Annotated in this window: 15 protein-coding genes; 7 read left to right on the forward strand and 8 right to left on the reverse strand. The window is 62.5% G+C overall.

What is annotated here, in order from left to right:
* Window positions 1–35: 35 nt before the first annotated feature.
* The 3 genes from BLR34_RS04300 to BLR34_RS04310 form a co-directional block, all read right to left on the reverse strand.
* Entirely contained in the window at window positions 36–1,904 is a 1,869-nt protein-coding gene (locus BLR34_RS04300; RefSeq protein WP_092699793.1) for a heme-binding protein, read from the reverse strand.
* 49 nt (window positions 1,905–1,953) lie between these two features.
* Window positions 1,954–3,729 (reverse strand): site-2 protease family protein, encoded by a 1,776-nt coding sequence (locus BLR34_RS04305; protein WP_092699795.1) that lies wholly within the window; start codon window positions 3,727–3,729, stop codon window positions 1,954–1,956.
* Between the two features lie 77 nt (window positions 3,730–3,806).
* On the reverse strand, window positions 3,807–5,066 hold the full coding sequence (locus tag BLR34_RS04310) for an RNA-guided endonuclease InsQ/TnpB family protein (protein WP_092699797.1): 1,260 nt from the start codon (window positions 5,064–5,066) through the stop codon (window positions 3,807–3,809).
* Window positions 5,067–5,221: 155 nt separating this feature from the next.
* On the opposite strand from BLR34_RS04310, the gene BLR34_RS04315 reads away from it, so the two are divergent.
* Window positions 5,222–5,614, forward strand: a complete 393-nt coding sequence (locus tag BLR34_RS04315; RefSeq protein WP_092699799.1) for a pyridoxamine 5'-phosphate oxidase family protein — start codon at window positions 5,222–5,224, stop codon at window positions 5,612–5,614.
* Window positions 5,615–5,725: 111 nt separating this feature from the next.
* The gene (gene asd / locus BLR34_RS04320; protein WP_092699801.1) at window positions 5,726–6,763 is read left to right on the forward strand and encodes an aspartate-semialdehyde dehydrogenase; all 1,038 of its coding nucleotides are present in this window, start codon (window positions 5,726–5,728) and stop codon (window positions 6,761–6,763) included.
* Window positions 6,764–6,795: 32 nt separating this feature from the next.
* Here the strand turns inward: asd and BLR34_RS04325 are convergent, their stop codons facing one another.
* Window positions 6,796–7,707, reverse strand: coding sequence for a response regulator (locus BLR34_RS04325; protein ID WP_092699803.1), 912 nt, complete (start codon window positions 7,705–7,707; stop codon window positions 6,796–6,798).
* A gap of 180 nt (window positions 7,708–7,887) precedes the next feature.
* On the opposite strand from BLR34_RS04325, the gene BLR34_RS04330 reads away from it, so the two are divergent.
* The gene (locus BLR34_RS04330; RefSeq protein WP_092699805.1) at window positions 7,888–9,246 is read left to right on the forward strand and encodes an NAD(P)/FAD-dependent oxidoreductase; all 1,359 of its coding nucleotides are present in this window, start codon (window positions 7,888–7,890) and stop codon (window positions 9,244–9,246) included.
* A 9-nt stretch (window positions 9,247–9,255) separates the two neighbouring features.
* Here BLR34_RS04330 and BLR34_RS04335 read toward each other — a convergent pair whose 3' ends face one another.
* Complete coding sequence (locus BLR34_RS04335; RefSeq protein ID WP_092699807.1) at window positions 9,256–9,792, reverse strand: phosphopantetheine adenylyltransferase; 537 nt, start codon at window positions 9,790–9,792, stop codon at window positions 9,256–9,258.
* Window positions 9,793–10,123: 331 nt separating this feature from the next.
* Here BLR34_RS04335 and BLR34_RS04340 point away from each other — a divergent pair, with 331 nt between their 5' ends.
* Window positions 10,124–10,330, forward strand: coding sequence for a hypothetical protein (locus BLR34_RS04340; protein WP_092699809.1), 207 nt, complete (start codon window positions 10,124–10,126; stop codon window positions 10,328–10,330).
* A gap of 31 nt (window positions 10,331–10,361) precedes the next feature.
* On the opposite strand, the gene BLR34_RS04345 is transcribed toward BLR34_RS04340, so the two are convergent.
* Both BLR34_RS04345 and BLR34_RS04350 read right to left on the reverse strand, forming a co-directional pair.
* Window positions 10,362–10,796: a DUF6141 family protein gene (locus BLR34_RS04345; RefSeq protein WP_092699811.1), complete on the reverse strand. Its 435-nt coding sequence runs from the start codon at window positions 10,794–10,796 to the stop codon at window positions 10,362–10,364.
* A gap of 162 nt (window positions 10,797–10,958) precedes the next feature.
* Window positions 10,959–11,369, reverse strand: coding sequence for a DoxX family protein (locus BLR34_RS04350; RefSeq protein ID WP_176765234.1), 411 nt, complete (start codon window positions 11,367–11,369; stop codon window positions 10,959–10,961).
* Window positions 11,370–11,528: 159 nt separating this feature from the next.
* Here BLR34_RS04350 and BLR34_RS04355 point away from each other — a divergent pair, with 159 nt between their 5' ends.
* From BLR34_RS04355 to BLR34_RS04365, 3 genes are all read left to right on the forward strand, one after another.
* Complete coding sequence (locus BLR34_RS04355) at window positions 11,529–12,203, forward strand: helix-turn-helix domain-containing protein (RefSeq protein WP_092699815.1); 675 nt, start codon at window positions 11,529–11,531, stop codon at window positions 12,201–12,203.
* An 89-nt stretch (window positions 12,204–12,292) separates the two neighbouring features.
* On the forward strand, window positions 12,293–13,327 hold the full coding sequence (locus tag BLR34_RS04360; RefSeq protein WP_092699817.1) for an ABC transporter ATP-binding protein: 1,035 nt from the start codon (window positions 12,293–12,295) through the stop codon (window positions 13,325–13,327).
* Window positions 13,324–14,220, forward strand: coding sequence for an ABC transporter permease (locus BLR34_RS04365; protein WP_092699819.1), 897 nt, complete (start codon window positions 13,324–13,326; stop codon window positions 14,218–14,220). Before BLR34_RS04360 ends, BLR34_RS04365 begins: the two co-directional genes overlap by 4 nt.
* Here the strand turns inward: BLR34_RS04365 and BLR34_RS04370 are convergent.
* Entirely contained in the window at window positions 14,201–14,902 is a 702-nt protein-coding gene (locus BLR34_RS04370) for a phosphatase PAP2 family protein (protein ID WP_092699821.1), read from the reverse strand. The genes BLR34_RS04365 and BLR34_RS04370 overlap by 20 nt on opposite strands.
* Window positions 14,903–14,906 lie beyond the last annotated feature (4 nt).

Genomic DNA, 14,906 nt, shown 5'->3' on the forward strand with positions numbered 1-14,906 from the left:
GTTCGCTCTCGGCTTGCAGCCGTCTCAGGCGGCCGTTAGGCCAGGAAGACGTGGCGTGGCTGGTCTGCGAGTACTTCGCGGCCCCAGTCGAGGGTCTCGGCGAAGGCGTCCGACTTGAAAAAGCCCATCGCGTCCTCTTTCGAGTCCCACCGGCTGGCGATGAACATGTCGTTCTCGTCGGTGGTGTTTGCGAGCAACGCGGTGTCGCGGTGGCCGTCCATCTCTTCGAGCAGCCCGTGGACCTCCTCGAACGTGTCGGCGAACTCCTCGCGATACTCCGGTTTGACGGTGTAGAACATGCCCATCGTCTCGAAGCCGTCGCCCTCGTCAGCCCAGCCGATTTCCCCGGGCAGGTCAGCGAGGTAGTCGCTTGCCGTCTCGGCGGCGTCTGCAGTGTCCCAGTGACTGACGACCGCGGCAGTCTCGCTGTCGGGGTCGTCGTAGACGGTCGTCCCGCGGTGGGTGTCGTAGCGGTCGAACCCGTCACTCAACTCGGCCACCTCGTCTTCGAGTGTCTCCAGGTCGGCGTCGGAGTACAGCACCAGCGCGAAGATGTCCTCGCCGTGGGGTTGGCCGCCGTAGACGTCGAGGTCGTCGAGCGTCTCCCGGATGTCGGCAGACTCCTCGGCCGTGTGGCTCGATTCGGTGTCTGTGTCGCCGCCCTCGACGGGGCCGCCGTAGCTCTCGCCGACGCCGGGCAGGTCTTGCAGGAAGCCAAAGGCCGTGTCTGCGGCCCGCTCGGCGTCCCAGACGCTGACGATTGCCGAGCGGCCGCCCTCGGCCCGGACCCGCGTGCGGATGTGTGAGTCGTAGTGCTCGAAGTTACCTCTGAGCCCGTCGACTTCGTCGCTGAGTTCCTGCGCGTCAGCGTCCGAGTACAGGACGAGCGCGTAGCCGTCGCGCTCGAAGTCCTCGCCGGCGTGAATCCCGACCTGACCGAGCCGGGTCTCCATGTCGTCCACATCGGTCCAGGTGGCGTCGGTCTCGGCCATCGGCGGCTTGCCGCCGGAGCTCTCCTCGTCTTCCTCGGCCTCGTGTTCCCCCGTGGCATCCTCGGGGTGGGTTGGAACCGACTCGGGGTCCTCGCTGTCGGTCGTCTCGTCGTCCTCGTCTACGGGGACCGGCTCGCCCGCGAGCAGCGCCGGCAGGTCTGTCGGTGTGATGCGGCGGCCGACGTAGAAGCTCCCAAACTCGGCGAACTGCGAGGTGGATGGGTCGAAACGCATCTCGTAGAGCAGGTCTTTCAGGTCCGTGAGGTCGTCGCCCCAGAGGGTGACACCCCACTCCCAGTCGTCGATGGCGATTGCGCCGGTAATCATCTGAACGACTCTGCCGCCGTACTCGCGCCCGATGTCGCCGTGAGCCTCCATGTGCTCGGCCCGCTCCTCGAAGGACAGCTCGTACCAGTTCTGCTCGGGCTGGCGGCGCTTGTCCATCGGGTAGAAACAGACGTGGGTCGTCTCTGGAATCGTCGGGTACAGCCGGGTTCTGATGTAGTTTGCGAGTCCCGAGTTCTCGTCGAGGTCGCCCTCGAAGTAGTCACGGGCCCGCTCTGAGTAGCCCGACGCTTCGGTCACCGAGACGAACGACGTCTCGCGCTCGGTGTACTCAGCGAAGGCTGTGTTCTCGAACCCGCGCTCCAGCGCGCCGATATGCGCTGTCGACGGTCGGAGATGCAACACGAGGAAGTCGGCCTTGTGACCCAGCATCGAGTAAATCGCGGTCGCGCCGTCCTCGGCGTCCTCGACGGCCATCGTCGACTCGAAGTGGTCGGTAGCCTCGTCGAGAATCCGCTCGCGCTCGTGCTGTGGGGTGTCACGCCAGGCGTCCCAGTCGATGGTCCGGAAATCGTGCAGTGCGTACCATCCCTCGTCGGTCGGCGGCGGGTCGCGTGGTTCTGGCATAGGTAAGGCTAAGGATAGCGGCGTTGGAAAGGTTTCGTTTCGGTGCCGGTCAGGTCAACAACAGCGGCCCGAACAGTAACACCGCAAGCGCGGCAATCATCCCGAGCGTCAGTGCCACCGTGACCACCGTCACAATTTCTCGGCCATAAGAGGTGGGGAGCCGAGAGGCAATCGATTCCGTGGCCGCCCGGAGGATGTGTCCGCCGTCGAGCGGGAACGCCGGGATACAGTTGAAGATGGCGAGATTGAAATTTATCCACCAAGTCCAAAAGAGGAGACTGAGCGCGGCTAACAGACTCCCGCCGAAGGCCGAGAACGGTCCCTCGACGACGAAGAACCCGGAGACACTGGAGGTGAAGCCGGCGAAGTTGTACGAGAAGCCGTCGACGATGAGCGTCGCAAACGGCAAGACGAGCAACTGGACGTGATACCAGAGGAACCCAGAGACCGCAGAGAAGTCCTCGGGCACCGCGTCCCCGCCGAGCATCGCGAGGAAGTTCTCGGCCGGATACGGGTCGATACCGAAGTCGTTCACCGAGATGCCACTGTAGCCGTCGGCCGCGGCGACACCGAGACGCGGGTTGGACGGGGAGCCACCGACAGTCACGTTGTACGACGTTCGGTCGCCGTCGACGAAGGCGTCGACAGTCACCTCCGTCCCCGGCGCGAGGCTGTCGATGTGGTCGCCAAACGCCGAGGCATTTGTGACTCTGGTGTCGCCGATGCGTGTGACGATGAATGAGTCGTCGGTTGGGGCCCCGGCGGACTCCATCGGTCCGCCGGAGTCGACGTGGAAGATGTACGCCCCGAGCGGAAGCGTCTCGTTCCCGCGGGTCGTCTCGATGGCCGCGACGGTCCGCCCCTCGACGGCGCGCACGAACTCGCCTTCGGTACTCACGGCCGTCCCGTTGACCGTCTCGATAATCGGCTGCTGGTCGCCGCCGAGCATGATTCCGGGAACCGCGTCCGACACCGCGCCGGTAATGAGCAGTCGCCTGTCGACGGGCACGTCCTCGGCGTCTCGCCGCGAGACGGTCACCTGTTCTGCGTCGGTGTCCGCAAGATGGTCCTCGAACTCCGTCGCGTTCTCGACCGGCGTACCGTCGATGTGCGTGATGACATCGCCACGTTCGATGCCGGCATCTGCCGCGCCCGAGCCGGCGAACGTGTCTCCGACAGCGGCCCCAGGAGCGGCCGTCACGAAGCTCGTCAGCACCACGAGGCCGACGAGGGCTATCGCCGTGACGGCGAAGTTGTTCGTGATACCGGCGGCGAACATCCGAGCCTGTGCGCCGCGGTCGGCGTCGCGTTGGTCGTCGATATCGGGCTCGACGAACGCACCCAGCGGGATGAAGCCGATGAGGGCAATCCCCATCGAATCAATCTCGATGTCGTCCACTCGACAGAGCAGGCCGTGCCCGCCCTCGTGGACGACGAGCCCGACCAGCAGCCCGAACAGAATCTCGGGGGCCGCCGACAGCGGGAGGAAGTCGTTGACGCCGGGGATGACGAGAACGTTCTGTGGGCTCTCGATGGCCGCCGTCTCGGGTTGTGTGATGATAGCGGGAACCGAGAGGGCAACGACGATGCCGGCCAGCACCATCACCACCAGCGCGATACCGACCCCGATATTCCCCCAGGCGCGCCAGAAGCGCTTCGGACTGGCCAGCCGGTCGAGAAACTGGCGACCACGCCTGGTCTTGATTGTCAGCAGCGGGCCACTGACCCGGATGTAATCCGGCAGATAGCCGTAGGCCCGCAGTGCCATCGCGATGACCGTGTAGATGACGAGGCCGACGAGTACGCCGGTCAGCAAATCTACCATTGTCTATGATGAAGCCCTCTCGGAAAAAGAGGGTTTGGATAGCTGCCGACACCGCCACAATCACGCCCAAACTTGAGCTACCCACCGGTAAACGGGTGGGATTCTTCAGCATGGACTCCCGTTCTGGCCGAAACCTCGGCAGGTGATTTATACTCACCGTTCACGTTCAACATCCCGCTGTTCAAGCGAACGCCCAAGGGTTCGCCTTCGTCGCCCCCAGTTTGGTTGCGACGAAGATACCGCAAGCCGATATTTTTAGCCGCGTTGTAGTCAGCGTGGTTTTCGTAGCCGCACTTCTGACACTTGAACGACTCACCGTTACGGTTGTCCGGGTGCGTGAACCCACAGTGTGAACATCGACGGCTGGTGTTCTCCGGGTCAACCTGCGCTACATTGATACCGTACTCGGCGGCTTTGTATGCAACGTACTCGTACAGGCGATTGAACGCCCATTTGTGGCCCCACGACGCACCAGTGCGTTCCCGAATGTCCGTCAAGTTCTCGAACGCAATCACAGAACAGTCGTGGTCGCAGGCTTTAGCCACCAACTCGTTCGCTATCCGGTGTAGCGTCATTTTGAACCGACCTTCCTCTTTGCGTCCGACCGCCTGCATGTTCTTGTGTGCCCAGCGTGTTCCACACGCTTGCAGGTCGCCACGGCGCTTCTCGTACTCCCGTCGCCAATGGTCAAACTCGTCTCCTGTCCAGAACGTGCCCGTCGAGGTGACGGCGAGGTTGTTCACGCCGAGGTCAACGCCAAGCACCGTTCCGTGCGTGGTCGTTGCCTGGGCCGACGTGTCAGACTCCACTTCCTTCTTGCAGTGGATGTGAAGTTGCCACTCGCCGTGCTTCCAGTGTAACTCTGCCCCGGTCGTCTCGTACTCGTCAGAGAACAGGTATTCGGCGTGGGGCGTGTCGCTATCCTTGTCGGGAAGCACGTAGTCGGCTTCAATTCGACCGTCAGTCGTAGCGAGACTCACGTAGTCGTCGTAGAACGTCGCGGTACGGTGGTCGTAGACGACATGTGGCGCAGTCATGTGCGGTTTCGACGCCTTCTTGCCGTTCTTCCAGCGTGCAACCACGCTTTTGCAGGCTTCAGCGGCCTTGTTTCGAGCCGCTTGGACAAGCCCCCCGTTGAATCCGTCTGTGGCTTCTCGCACGTCGTCGTAGGTTTTATCCTCCAGCGTAGTCTTGCTGGTGGTGACGTATTCGCCTCGGAAGGCGTGGTCTACGACGTATTGAGCGCACCAGAGAAACGTGTCTACGGTGTCTTCGAGAAGCGCGGCATCGGTACTATCCACGTCAAGCGTGACGGGGACGGTACGCCGCACTTCCATATCTTATATGTAGAGGTAGTGCTTCTTAAACATTGGGGAGTCGTCCTGCTACAGTTGCGTGGTTTGATTCCCAGTCGTCGGCTTCATCCCACCCCTAAGGGGGTGGGTTTTCGCCTTGCATTCTCTATAACTGTCCGGCCCACCAGAATGAGAGTATGCCAGCGATTCCCGACGACTTTCACGACCTGTTCGAGAAACCGACGTTCGCACACGTGGTAACGATGCTCCCAGATGGCCGGCCACACACCACACCAGTCTGGGTCGACTACGACGTTTCGGACAACCGACTCCTCGTCAACACCGAGCGTCACCGGCGCAAGGCACAGAACGTGGCCGAAAATCCCGACGTGTCGGTCAGTATGACCGACCCCGACGACCCGTACCGATTCCTCTCGGTTACCGGGACAGTCGTCGAGACGACGACCGAGGGTGCACGCGACCACGCCGACGAGCTTGCCCAGCGCTACATGGACGACGACTACCCGAGCGAGATACAGACCGAGCGACTCTTGCTCCGTATCCGGCCAGACGATATCTTCCACAACTGACGCCAGCTATCCGGAGGACAGACCAGGAGCCGCGAGGGGTGCCGCGCCGACCCGCGACAGATGTGGACGGTTTCCAAACTGTTTTGATGCGCGTCCCACCTACGACAGGCTATGTCAGTAGCTGTCGGCATCCTCGGCGCGACGGGCGCGGTCGGACAGCGGCTCGTCCAACTGCTCGCGTCACATCCCGAGTTCGAGATTGAAACGCTCACGGCGAGCGAAGCGAGTGCGGGCGAGTCCTACAGCGACGCCGCGAAGTGGCGAATCGAGTCGCCGGTTCCGGACGGAGTCGGGGAGATGACCGTGACCGAAACGACGCCGGAAGCGGTCCCCGAGGACCTGGACCTGTTGTTTTCGTCGCTGCCCTCGGCGGTTGGCCGCGAGGTCGAACCCGCGTTCTGTGAAGCAGGCCACGTCGTCTCGTCGAACTCGTCGAACCACCGGACAGCCGAGGACGTGCCACTGACCGTCCCAGAAGTAAACGGCGACCACCTCGACCTCATCGAGGTCCAGCGCGACGAGCGCGGCTGGGATGGCGCGCTCGTCAAGAACCCGAACTGCTCGACGATTACGATGGTGCCGCCGCTCGCTGCACTCGACGACGCGTTCGGTCTCGACCAGGTTACCGTGGCGACGCTACAGGCGGTGTCTGGGGCGGGCTACGACGGTGTCACGTCGATGGAAATTATCGACAACGCCATCCCACACATCGGCGGCGAGGAGAACAAGATGGAGACCGAATCACGGAAGCTGCTCGGCGAGTTCGACGGAGCTGGTGTGTCGTGGCACAACGCCCGCGTCGAGGCTTCCTGTAACCGGATTCCGACGCTCGACGGTCACCTCGAAAACGTCTGGGTCGAGACGGCACGGGAGGCCACCGTCGAGGCGGCAATCGACGCCATGGAGTCCTATCCCTCGCTGGAGCTTCACAGCTCGCCGGACCAGCTCGTCCACGTCTTCACAGACCCCGAGCGCCCACAACCCCGGCTCGACCGGACGCTCGAAGGCGGCATGAGCATCGCGGCCGGAGGCCTCCAAGAGACCGACGATGGGCTGCAGTTCAACTGTCTCGCACACAATACGTTGCGCGGGGCTGCGGGGGCGTCGCTGTTGAACGGCGAACTCCTGCTCGACCGGGGCTATCTGTGACAGGTTTCGTCGCTGTCTAAACAGGTAGCACACTAGTAGTCGGCCACTTCGGCCCTGAGGTCCAGATTGTGGATTCCGTAACCGACGTCGTCGGCAATCTCTATCAACACCAGTTCCTCGTTCTCGCTGATGACGGTGCCGGGCTGTGAGTACAGGTGGAGTGTTCCGTAGGTGGTGTCGTTGTACATCACCGGAACGACAGCACACTCGTTGTACGCGACATCGGGCTCTCGGGTGAGTTCGGGCGGGAGGTCAGGGTCCTGGTCGACCACTATCCGTGGCGTCGTGACGGCGGTTCTGGTCCGCTCACAGGCATCGGCCAACCGAATCGAGGTGAGAGAGGGGGCATCGACACCGTGGGAGGCGTGTGGCGTCAACACGCCGTCGTCGTATCGCGTCAGCCAGACGAAGGCGTACGCGTCGCTGCTGTGTAACTGATAGCATATCGACCACTCCAGCCTGTCTCGGCGCTCTTCTCGTACCAGGGCACGGTTCACCTCCCGAACGGTCTGTCGTACCCGTTCCAGCCGTTCCAGACGTTGTTTCGACCGATAAGCGTCGACAGCGTTCTCGATGCGGTTTGCAAGCACTGTGTACTGGTGGGAGCCGCTGCTTTTTTGCAGGTAGTCTGTGACGCCTGCCGAGATGGCCTCGCTCGCTACTGTTTCGCTTCCTTTCCCTGTGAAGAGGATAAACGGGAGGTCGGGAAAGTCCTCACGGACCTGTTCGAGAAATTCGATACCGTTTGTTTCCGGCATATCGTAGTCAGAGACCACACAATCGACGTGCTCGTTTTGCAGGTGTGCCATCCCCTCCGTCGGAGAACACGCCGTCGTCACACTGAACTGCGCCGATTCTCGTGTCAAGAACGTCGGCGTCAGCGCCGTGAACGCGGTGTCGTCGTCGACGTGGAGGACTTCGATTGTGTCTCCCGATGTTCCCATTACCCCTCGATTAAGCTCTCTATCACTTATATTTCATCCACAGAATAAGTTACTTGGAGAAACCATTTTTGTCTCATTGCCCAAGTGTGACAGTGCAGATTGCCGACGCGTTTGGCACCCACAGGGCGGTGCTCGGAGTCGATGGCAGGGAATATAAACGCCGGGCGAGTGACATGGCATATGGAACGCATCGACGTTGCGGTCGTCGGCGGCGGTCCGGCGGGAACCTCGGCAGCGTGGCAGGCTGCTACACACGGTGCCGAGGCGGTCGTCTTCGAAAAAGGAGTTCCGCGGGCCGACCGCGACGGTATCGGCCCGGACTCGACGGACGCGGCTGGTCTTCTCGACTACTGGGTCGACCTGATGGATTTCGACCCCGAAGAGATTCCTGACGACCTCATCCTCCGTCGACTCGACGGTGCCGACTTCATCGGCCCGTCTGCAACGCTCTCACTGGATAGCACCGGCATCGACTCCTCGTATCCACATTTTGGCTGTGCTTTCCACCGTGCGCGCTTCGACGACTGGCTCCGCGAACGCGCCGAGGACGCCGGCGGTCGCTACGAGGTCGGCGACAGCATCACCACCGTCGAGACCCACGAGGACGACGGCTACAGCCACACGCTGACGCTCTCGGGTGGGAAACAAGTCGAAGCCGAGTACCTCATCCTGGCCGACGGTCCACAGCGGACGGTCACCGTCGACGCGCTCGACCAGTTCACGGCTGACGGCCACTCGATTGCCGATGTGCTCGACCCCGCGTCGGCCAACCACATTGCATACCAAGAACACCGGGAGGTGCCCGAGGAACTGTACGACCCGCACCGGCTGAAGTTCTGGTGGGGCGTGATGCCCGGACACACCGCCTATCCTTGGGTGTTCCCCAACGACGGCAACGTCGCCCGTATCGGGTTGACGATGCCTATCGGCCTGGACATCGACGACTACGACCACCGCAAGTGGGCACTGCTTCGGGCCGACGACGAGAAGATACCACAGGGGCGGACCTACATCGAGCGGCTGTTAAAGCGAGAGTACCCCGAGTACGACCTCGATGACTTCCCGCTCGTCGAAGAGCGCGGGAAGCGAAACGGCACCGAAACCTACGCTATCTCCTCGACCCGGCCGATTGAGTCGCCGACCAAGGCGAACATCGCCGTCGTCGGCGGCGCGATGGGCGGTACCTCTGCATTCCACGAAGGCGGGGACCACGTCGCTGTGCGGACCGGAAAAATCGCCGGGCAACTGGCGGCACAGGGGCATTTAGAGCGGTACAATACCGAGTGGAAGTCTGCACTCGATACGGAGTTCCTCCGCAACGTCACGATGGCAGACCTGGTCGAAGAGTACGAGCCTGCAGACTGGGACCGCGCCTTCGAGACCGCAGGCACGATGACCGATGGCGGAGAGCACTCGATACTCGGCATGCTCAAGTCAGGGTTCTCTGGAATCAAGCTTTTCCGGGAGTACCAGCGGCGAAAGCGCAAGTTCGCTGGCAGCGACTACGTCCAGTTCAGCGAGTCAGAGTACACGGTCTAGGACGGCTTCTCAGTCTTCTTTCGACGCGTCTTCGAGCAGTCGCCCGTGTTCGTCGACCTCGCCGTTGCGGATGCGTGTGCTGCTGATACGAGTGCCGTCTTCGGCGACGACAAACGGCGCAGTGTGAATCTCCAGGCGCGGCAGGTCGTTCGCGGCGCGAGTCTCGTTGAGTTCGTAGGCGCGACGCTGGGCCTTCGCCTCCGGCGAGACAACGAGCGCGTCGGCATCGGGCCGAGAGGCTGCAGGGCCGTGTGTGTCTTCGAGTCTGACGATTTCGTAGCTCGCGGTGTAGGTGTCGGCGAGCTTGGTCAGCTCCCCGTCGAGCCTGTCCCGACGGTCGTCGAACGGACCGAGTTGTGCGGCGTGGTCGGGGTCGCTCCGTGTCTGTTTGGCGACAACCGAGTCCGTGAGACCGACGATGACGTGACCGTCACCGGCCCCGTCGTGGCTCGCCGTCTGGAACGCGGTATGCAACAGCGCCCGGTGGCCGTTGTGAACCGGCGTGAACGTGCCCCCGAGGATTGCAATCCGTTCGTTTCGAGTCACAGTTCCCTCATATACAGTGGACTGTCCTATACGTACTGGTTCGGAACGAAACTCGCAGCGTTCATGTCTCCGCGGCCGCAACTGTCGGTTGCGTGCCCCAGTCCCCGCCCGAGTAGACCCACACGGGTGCGATGACGCGCGGCGAACCCGGGCATGCGACAGGCCGGACGGCAACGTCCACCGATTCGGAGCGTCCCGCTCCGACGCCCGCACGAGGGTTAGCCGGCTGACGCGGCAAACCGCCACGGAATGACGCCGGTCGTTAGTGTTCGGGCGCATATTTTCGACGAGACAGATACATTCTTTACTCGACAGAACGAACTTCGACGACGTGAGTGAACAGACAGAGGGTCCTTCGGAGTGCCCGAACTGCGGTATCAGTTGGGAGAGACACGAACCCGCAGAAGCACAGGTCAAGCCCGCTCGCACCGCGCAGTTCGAGATGACCTATTACACCGAGACGGAGGCGGGCAACTGGCAGTGTCTCCGGTGTGGACACGTCGGTCCCGACCCTGACTCACACGCGGGAGACAGGTGAATTGTAGAGATTCCCCATTGTTCAGGCTGGCTCAGTGCGACTCGTCGATTACGTCCAACAGCTCCGAGGTCTTCTGTGAGCCGACGACGACCGACTTCTCGTTCTCTCGAATGATTTTAATACCATTCCCCCGCGTTGTCATGTAAGCCACCGTGTTCGGTGTCCACCGCACTCCAATTCCACCGTAGGTGAGCAAGCCAAATTGTGTGCGCTCGACGCCCTCTATCTGCTCGAAGGGGAATCGTCGAAACGAACGGTGAACCGGTGCGAGCCGCACGTAAATCCCATCGGTACGGACCTCTGTTATCAGCTGTATGGAGTACAAAAACGCCGCGACCAGCAGTACAATTACTCCCCCAGCCACGGAATTGAACACGAATACGGGGATGGTAGTCAGCACAAGAAAGCCCCAAATCCACGGTTGTCGCATACGCTGTGTTTCGCGGAACGGTGGCTCGTTAGCCATAGAGAAGTGTGGGTGGGAGTATATTTTAAACTAGCGTATATTTGGACACTTGTCTACCCCAGAACAGGAGTCGGTGGGAACAAAACAGAACTCGATGTCAGACCACACAACGATACCGCTGGTTTGTCACCGGATTACGACGAGTAGTGCCCGGAAGGTGGCTCAGGCACTCTCGGGCTTGGGTTTCGTGTACCAGAGCGCGAGCAGGATTAACACGCCCTGGAGCGGGAGTCGCCCCCAGCGAACGACCGCAGAGGGGTCGCCGCCGCCGGGCATGCCGTCGATGACGACGCCGCTCGTTGCCATGTAGATGTTCGCAGGGTAGACTGCCAGCAGGAGTGCCACGGTCCCCCAGGCGGCGTAGTACCGCGTCCGGGGAACCAGCAGTCCCACGCCGACAGCAATCTCGGCCAGTCCGGAGAGATAGACCAGGGCGAGTGGTGCCGGAAATATCGGCGGGATGATCTGGGCATAGAGGTCCGGAACGACGAAATGTAAGACGCCAGCGACGACGTATGCCGGCCCCATCAGGTATAGTATCGGCCGCTTGAGACGATGAACAACCGAGGTCATTGGTAGTTCTACGCCACATGAGACTGAAACAGTTTCGTCTCCGCGTAGCCAAACGCGACACAATCGGTTCGCTGCCGCAGTAAATCGAGCCAGCGTCACACCGGACCGTCATCTCTTCTGACCGAAACGCACAGTAGTGACGGTGTTCCAACAGGATCTATGGGACTGCTGGCCGAATACGAGATTACCTGCGAGGGACTGCCGTTCGTCGTCATCGCCCGAGAAGTACCCGAGGCGACCCTGGAACTCGAATTTCACCCCAGTGAGACGCAGTACACTGCCTTCCTCGTTCGAGTAACCGAGGGGCCTGCCGGTGCGGTCGAGGACGCGTTCGACTCGGGCGCGTTCGTCGCGGAGTACGTCCCCGTCGAACGAGAGGAGGAGACGCCGTGTTACCGCGTTCAGCCGGCGGTGTCGATGGGTGACCAGCTCGGGGCGTACGTCGACGACGTGTCCGAGCTCCAGGCGCTGGCGGCCGCCGACGCGGACATCGACCGGATGCGCGTCACGCAGACGGGCTGGATTCAGAGCGGTTGGTTCGCCGACCGGGAGACGCTGGACAGATTCCGGTCGTTCTGGCAGCGAAACGGGACGTTCACGCTCCGGCGACTCTCTCCAGCCGGTGACGCCGGGGACGCGGACGCCGGTCTCACCGGTCGCCAGCGCGAAGCACTGCTGACCGCCCACGAGATGGGGTACTTCGAGATTCCCCGGACGGCCTCGCTCGAAGAGGTGGCGTCTGAACTGGATATCACGGCGTCTTCGCTCTCCGAGCGGCTCCGTCGCGGACAGTCACACCTCGTCGACACTGTCGTCTCCTACAGCATCGAGTAAGACACCCGACAGCCCGCCACAGCAGTTTATAAACGGCCGCACGACTGAGAGAAGCGGCTACCCGAACGCCACTCGGATGACAGTCTGTTATGCCAGGACAGCCATCTCACGACGGAACAGAGACGGAACTCGCAATCGACGCACAGGACGTTCACGTGACCTACGCGGACGGGACGACAGCCGTCCGCGGCGCCACGCTCCGGGTCGAACGCGGTGAGTTCTTCGGCTTTCTCGGTCCGAACGGTGCGGGCAAGACGACGACAATCAAGACGCTGGTCACACTGTTGCATCCGACAGACGGCTCGGTCCGCATCAACGGCTACGATACGGTCACGGAGCCACAGGCGGTTCGAGAGTCGATTGGCTACATGGCACAGGAGACGAGTATCGACAGAGAGCTCTCGCCCAGGGAGAATCTCCAGCTCACCTGTGAGCTGTACGGTGTGCCCGAATCCGAACGCGAGGACAGAATCGCGGAACTGCTCGACCTCGTCGACCTCGAAGCTGTTGCGGACACGCGCTCGGAGACGTTCTCGGGCGGCATGAAAAAGCGCCTCGACGCCGCGACGGTGCTGGTCCACCGGCCGCCGGTCGTCTTTCTCGACGAGCCGACGACCGGCCTCGACCCGGAAGCTCGCCTCCGGCTGTGGGAGTATTTCGAGCGCATCAACGAGCGGGGGACGACAGTGTTTCTCACGACCCAGTACCTCGAAGAGGCCGACCAGCTCTGTGACCGGCTCTCTCTCCTGCAGGACGGACAGGTCATCGCGACCGGCGGGCCCGAACAGCTCAAATCTGAGGTCGGTGTCGATGTCATCGACCTGAGGCTTGCAGATGCGACCGACGAGGCCAAGCAACACGCAACGCAGGTGCTTCAGCGTCTCGACGCCGTCGGGGACGCGACCGTCGCGACGACCACCGGCGGCGTGACAGTCAGGTCACCGGCGGTCCGCGAGGCGGCCAGCGAGGTGTTTGCTGCACTCGACGACGCCGGCATTGCTGTCGAGAGCTTCGACGTCCGTTCGCCGACGCTTGATGACGTGTTCCTCGCGCTGACCGAGGGCTCCACGGAGGAGTCGCCGGCCACTGGCGTGGCCTCGCTCGGGACGGAGGTGGTACAATGAGCGACCAATCGGCGAATGCGGTCCAGAGAGCGTCCGCCAACAGCCCGGCGACGGACGTGCGGGTCAGCTTCAAGCGCTGGCTCGTCAAGACCGCGCGCAACCCCTACGTGACGTTCACGTCGCTCGTCCAGCCGATTATCTTCCTGGTCCTCTTCGTCGAGGTCTTCGGAGCCGTTTCCGAGGGCGCACTCGCGGAGGTGTTCGCCGGCGATATCAACTACGTCACGTATCTGACGCCGGCTATCGTCATCATGTCGACGCTCTCCTCGGCCGCGGTCTCCGGCATCGGACTCGTCGACGACATGGAGGAAGGCATGTTCGAGAAGGTGCTCGTCTCCCCGATGAACCGGAGCGCGATGTTTCTCGGGAAAGTGCTCTCGGAGGTGGCGCGCATCGTCGTCCAGACGACGATTATCCTGGTGCTCGGCTACGTCCTGCTGGCGGTCAAGACGGGCGACTCCGTCGACGCGTACCTCCAGACCGGCGTCGCGGGATTTCTCGGCGTCATCGGCGTTACCGTCGTCTTCGGTGGCGTCTTCATGGCGTACTCGAACATCGTCGCGCTGGTGACCCGCGACCAGGAGGCGACCATCATGCTCGCCAACCTGCTCACGTTTCCGCTGGTCTTCGTTTCGAGTGCCTTTCTGCCCCTCGAAGTGTTGCCCGGCTGGATAGAGACGGCCGCGGTGGCCAATCCCATCACCTACGGCGTCGACAGCGTCCGTGCAATCATGCTCGGCGAGGACGTGATGACCGTTCTCGACGTGACGGCCTTTGGCGGGTTGTGGAACACGGTCGTGCCCTCGATTGCTGTTCTGGTCGGATGTCTGTTCGTCCTCGGCGGATTCGCCGTCCGCCTCCTCCGGCGTGCTGCTAGGGCGGACGTGCAGTAACTCCTCGGTACCGCCAACCGACCAACAGACCCACCGTGGCACAGAGCAGGAGAACCGACTCGATGTGGCCTCCACTCGCCACGAGATAACAGAGACTCGCCGCGACGGCACCACCGAAGACCTGCCCGAGCGAGAAACGAGGCCCACTCGCCCGGAGGCCAAGCGCCAACACGCCGGCACCCAGGGCGATGCCCGCGACCACGTCGACGAGGTAGTGGACACCCAGCGCCACGCGACTGACGCTCACGAGCGCGACGACCGCGCCGGCGACGCCGAACCGCTGTCGCCGCGTGCCGAGGGTCAGAACCACCGCAAGGCCGATATAAGCGACCGTAACACTCGTCGCGTGGCCGCTCGGAAACCCATAACCCGTCGCGTGGGCCGCCCCCTCGTAGAGGGGTTCGACGGCCGACGGAAGCGGTTCCGGGTCGAGCCACTGCTCGTTCGGGCGAGCCCGTCCGAAGAGGTGTTTGAGCGTTCTGTAGAGCCCAACCGCAACTGCGAGGAGACCCATCACAGACAGAATATCGCGTCGTTGCTCGCGTTGTGTCACCAGCAACGAGACGAACAGGACGGCGAGAAACCAGGCGTCACCGAGTTGCGTGACGAGGGCGGCTACGAGCGCTACCCAGTCCGGCAGTGTCGTCTGGATAGCGTCGACGGCACCGACTCCGCGGGACATACAC

This window comes from Halovenus aranensis (assembly GCF_900100385.1).
Taxonomy (GTDB): Archaea; Halobacteriota; Halobacteria; order Halobacteriales; family Haloarculaceae; genus Halovenus; species Halovenus aranensis.

Coding starts and splice junctions, on each gene's coding strand:
- BLR34_RS04300 (WP_092699793.1), bottom strand. CDS start 1,904: ATGCCAGAACCACGCGACCCGCCGCCGACCGACGAGGGATGGTACGCA.
- BLR34_RS04305 (WP_092699795.1), bottom strand. CDS start 3,729: ATGGTAGATTTGCTGACCGGCGTACTCGTCGGCCTCGTCATCTACACG.
- BLR34_RS04310 (WP_092699797.1), bottom strand. CDS start 5,066: ATGGAAGTGCGGCGTACCGTCCCCGTCACGCTTGACGTGGATAGTACC.
- BLR34_RS04315 (WP_092699799.1), top strand. CDS start 5,222: ATGCCAGCGATTCCCGACGACTTTCACGACCTGTTCGAGAAACCGACG.
- asd (WP_092699801.1), top strand. CDS start 5,726: ATGTCAGTAGCTGTCGGCATCCTCGGCGCGACGGGCGCGGTCGGACAG.
- BLR34_RS04325 (WP_092699803.1), bottom strand. CDS start 7,707: ATGGGAACATCGGGAGACACAATCGAAGTCCTCCACGTCGACGACGAC.
- BLR34_RS04330 (WP_092699805.1), top strand. CDS start 7,888: ATGGAACGCATCGACGTTGCGGTCGTCGGCGGCGGTCCGGCGGGAACC.
- BLR34_RS04345 (WP_092699811.1), bottom strand. CDS start 10,796: ATGGCTAACGAGCCACCGTTCCGCGAAACACAGCGTATGCGACAACCG.
- BLR34_RS04350 (WP_176765234.1), bottom strand. CDS start 11,369: ATGACCTCGGTTGTTCATCGTCTCAAGCGGCCGATACTATACCTGATG.
- BLR34_RS04355 (WP_092699815.1), top strand. CDS start 11,529: ATGGGACTGCTGGCCGAATACGAGATTACCTGCGAGGGACTGCCGTTC.
- BLR34_RS04360 (WP_092699817.1), top strand. CDS start 12,293: ATGCCAGGACAGCCATCTCACGACGGAACAGAGACGGAACTCGCAATC.
- BLR34_RS04365 (WP_092699819.1), top strand. CDS start 13,324: ATGAGCGACCAATCGGCGAATGCGGTCCAGAGAGCGTCCGCCAACAGC.
- BLR34_RS04370 (WP_092699821.1), bottom strand. CDS start 14,902: ATGTCCCGCGGAGTCGGTGCCGTCGACGCTATCCAGACGACACTGCCG.